The organism is Streptomyces sp. NPDC054956 (genome assembly GCF_053609185.1).
The window spans coordinates 1-3,223 of sequence record NZ_JBSGXB010000515.1 but is presented as its reverse complement, the minus strand read 5'-3'; the positions used below and the strand labels follow the sequence as shown (position 1 = coordinate 3,223).

The window sequence follows — 3,223 nt, the reverse complement described above, 5'->3', positions numbered from 1 at the left end:
GCCGATGCCTACCGCCAGTGGCTCACCGCCGCTTGACCGACGATAGGAGCATCAATCGGGCCCGGCGCGCTTCGTGCGCACCGGTCGATCAGGACGACGCCGGGGACGACCGTGCCGAGCAGGAATCCGTACTTGGCGACCCCGGACGGGCAGCGGGTCACTCCTTTGATCGTGCACCCGGCGGGACTAGCATTTCCGGGGGACAAAGCCCCTTTTCCCCCGCTCCGTTTCGGGTTTCGCGGGTCCCTCCGTTTCCGCCGGAAGCCCCCCGAGCCAGAGGGAGCCCATGACCTCCGCCGTGTGGCGACGCGGGATCCTGCGGCCGCTGGCGGCCCGCCTGTTCCCGCCGGGCGCGGACGGCGCCGAGTCCGCGCACGGGGTGCTGCCGCCGCTGCTGATCGTCCTCACCTTCGTCAGCGGGGTGGTCGACGCGGTGAGTTACCTGGGGCTCGGCCATGTCTTCGTCGCCAATATGACGGGCAACGTCGTCTTCCTCGGCTTCGCTCTCGCCGGGGACCGCTCCCTGTCCGCCCCGGACTCCCTGCTGGCCGTCGGCGCGTTCCTGACGGGCGCGCTGGCCGCGGGCCGGCTGCGACGGTCCACCGGGGCGGGCCGGATGTTCGCGCCGCTGGTCGGGGTGCAGACCGCTCTGGTGGGCGGGGCGCTCGCCGTGACGGCGGCCGGCGCGGGGCCGCGGATCGTCATCGCCCTGCTCGCGCTCGGCATGGGCCTGCAGAACGCCGTGGTGCACCGGCTCGCGGTGCCCGATCTGACCACCACCGTGGTCACCCGGGCCCTGACCGGGCTGGCGGCCGATCCCTGGGGGCCCGCGTCACTGCGCCGCCTCGTGACGGTCGTGGCCCTGCTGCTCGGTGCGCTGGCCGGAGGCCTGCTGACCCTGCGCACCGGCTCGCACGGCTCGCTCTGGGCGCTGGCCCTGGCCGTGGCCCTGCTGGGCTGCGTGGTCCTCGCCCGTTCACCGCGGGCCGGCCGCGGGTCCGGGACCGCGGCCCCCTCGTGACAGCAGGAAGGCCGCGAGGGTCAGCAGCCAGGCCCCGACCGCGATCCACAGCAGCACCTCGCCGAGGGGCCGCAGCCACCCCACGCCGGTCGGGCGGGCCGCCGAGAGGCAGGCGGTGGCCGTCATGCCGAGCGGGAAGACGCTCGACCAGCGCCGGGTGTCGTAGCGCGGGCGCGGCACCACCGCCTCGGCGGCCAGGAGTACGGCGTACCAGGCCAGGGAGAGTCCGAGGGTGACCAGGGTGACGGTACGCAGCCCCGTGTGGACCCATCCCGTCCACAGGGGCGAGGCCGTCAGTCCGGACGCGGCGAGGGCCGTGATGGAGAGGGCCCCGCCGGCCACCCAGTGGTCGCCCGCGCCCGAGACCACCTGGCGGAAGTCGAAGCGTACGAGGGCTTCGGCGTAGAGCAGCAGTCCCAGGCAGAAGGCGGCCAGCGCGGCCCGGCCCAGCCAGTGGTGCCCGGTGGTCGCGGACAGGGTGCCCGCCAGGACGGCGAGCCCCTGGGTGGCCACGCAGACGAGGAAGGCCGCACCGGGCATCCGCCGCCCCCAGTGCTCGAGTACGGCGAACAGCAGCCCGGGCCAGATCAGGGCGGCGAGGGCCAGCAGGGCGCCGGCCACGGGCTGCCATCCGAGGAGCGAGAGCCGGGCGCCGAGCACGGCCGTGGCGGCGACGGCGGTGAGCGCCGCGGGGGTGTCGGCCTCGGCGCGGAACCGGCGCCGGTCGCCCAGCAGCCGGGCGGCGAAATCGGCGGCGAGTACGCACCACAGCCCCGCGCCGACGGCCAGTGCGACGAGCGAGAGGGTGTCCCACCCGGTCAGGCGCAGGCCGACCGAGATGATCCCGGAGGCCATCACAGCGGCCCCGGCGGCCGGTGACAGATCGGCCCACCAGCGGGCGGCCGCGGAAACTCGCATCCTCCCAGCGGACACCACGGGGCCGGGTCCGGCCGGAGCGGCGCGCCACCGGGCCGCGACGATGACCCTTCCGGGTGGCGCGCGTTCTCCCGCTGATATCGCGATCACATTTCCCGTCGCGCCCTCTCGTAAATACGCCCGTCATTTCACCTGCCCATCCGCGCACAAAGCGCCGTACGGAGGGGCGTTCACACTTCAGTACACTCCCGGAACTCGACGCCAATGTCCGGACCTGAACGGTTCGCTTTTCGAGAGCCGAAAGTGAGTGAATGATGAATCTCGCTCCGCGTGAGATGGACAAGCTCTGGATCTACGTCGTGGCGGACTTGGCCCGCAAGCGGCGCGACCGGGGCGTCAAACTCAACTACAGCGAGGCCTGCGCCCTGATCAGCGAGGGCATCCTGGAGGGCGCGCGCGACGGCAGGAGCGTCGCCGAGTGCATGGAGCTCGGCAAGCAGATCGTCTCCGGTTCCGAAGTCATGGCCGGCGTACGGGAGATGCTGCCGCTGCTCCAGGTCGAGGCGGCCTTCGTGGACGGCACCAAGCTCGTCTCCTGCCACGACCCCGTGGGCGCCTGAGCCGTGGCCGCGGTCGCACCCGAACGGCCGGACCGGGCAACGGAGTCCGATGGTTCCGTCGTCCTGGCCGGCGGTCACGAAGGCGGATCGGCGGCCGGGGCCGTGCGGATCGGCCGGTCGCTCACCGAAGCCGTGCGCGAGGCGCTCGCCGCTTCGGCCGGTCCCGTCTGCGTGGTCCCGATGACGCTGGGGCGCGACCCCGGGCTGATCGCCGACTGCGCCCGCGCCCTGCGCTGGCTCGGCCGCGACGAGGAGCCCGGACGGCTCGCACTGGCACCGGCCTTCGCCACCGTGGACCATCTGACCGCGTGGCTCCGTACCGCCGCCGTCAGGGCGGTCCGCGAGGCGCCCGGCAGTTCCGCGGTGCTGGTCACCGCGCCCGCGGCCGGCCCCTTCGAGGACGCCGACCTCTTCCGGGTGGCCCGCCTCGTGCGCCAGTACGGGCACCACCGCTGGGTGGAGGTCGCCTTCGACGGCGGAGACCCGGACCTCGCCGAGGGAGCCGAGCGCTGCCGCCGGCTCGGGGCGGCCCGGGTCTGCCTGGTCCGGGCCGCGTTCACCGAGCCGGCCGAGGTGCCCGCCGGGGTCCTGGACACCGGGCCGCCGCTGTCGCGCGCGGCGCTCGACCAGGTCGTACGGAACCGCGTGCGGGAGGCGCTGCACCGGCTGGCACACGGCCGGGACGGCATCGCCGAGGGCCTGGACG

At 74.2% G+C, this 3,223-nt stretch carries 4 protein-coding genes; 3 read left to right on the top strand and 1 reads right to left on the bottom strand.

Features of this window, described 5'->3' with window-relative positions; translation table 11 throughout:
* Positions 1 to 286 precede the first annotated feature (286 nt).
* Complete coding sequence (locus tag ACWGDE_RS37600; RefSeq protein WP_453393574.1) at positions 287 to 1,021, top strand: YoaK family protein; 735 nt, start codon at positions 287 to 289, stop codon at positions 1,019 to 1,021.
* On the opposite strand, the gene ACWGDE_RS37595 is transcribed toward ACWGDE_RS37600, so the two are convergent.
* Positions 977 to 1,939, bottom strand: a complete 963-nt coding sequence (locus tag ACWGDE_RS37595; RefSeq protein WP_453393573.1) for a tellurite resistance/C4-dicarboxylate transporter family protein — start codon at positions 1,937 to 1,939, stop codon at positions 977 to 979. The genes ACWGDE_RS37600 and ACWGDE_RS37595 overlap by 45 nt on opposite strands.
* Before the next feature lie 272 nt (positions 1,940 to 2,211).
* On the opposite strand from ACWGDE_RS37595, the gene ACWGDE_RS37590 reads away from it, so the two are divergent.
* Both ACWGDE_RS37590 and ACWGDE_RS37585 read left to right on the top strand, forming a co-directional pair.
* Positions 2,212 to 2,517: an urease subunit gamma gene (locus ACWGDE_RS37590; RefSeq protein ID WP_453393575.1), complete on the top strand. Its 306-nt coding sequence runs from the start codon at positions 2,212 to 2,214 to the stop codon at positions 2,515 to 2,517.
* Positions 2,518 to 2,520: 3 nt separating this feature from the next.
* On the top strand, positions 2,521 to 3,223 hold a 703-nt coding region (locus tag ACWGDE_RS37585), incomplete at its 3' end, for a sirohydrochlorin chelatase (protein ID WP_453393572.1).

What these genes read in the sequence shown, in the direction of transcription:
- ACWGDE_RS37590 (WP_453393575.1), top strand. Translation starts at nt 2,212, where the DNA reads ATGAATCTCGCTCCGCGTGAGATGGACAAGCTCTGGATCTACGTCGTG.
- ACWGDE_RS37600 (WP_453393574.1), top strand. Translation starts at nt 287, where the DNA reads ATGACCTCCGCCGTGTGGCGACGCGGGATCCTGCGGCCGCTGGCGGCC.
- ACWGDE_RS37595 (WP_453393573.1), bottom strand. Translation starts at nt 1,939, where the DNA reads ATGCGAGTTTCCGCGGCCGCCCGCTGGTGGGCCGATCTGTCACCGGCC.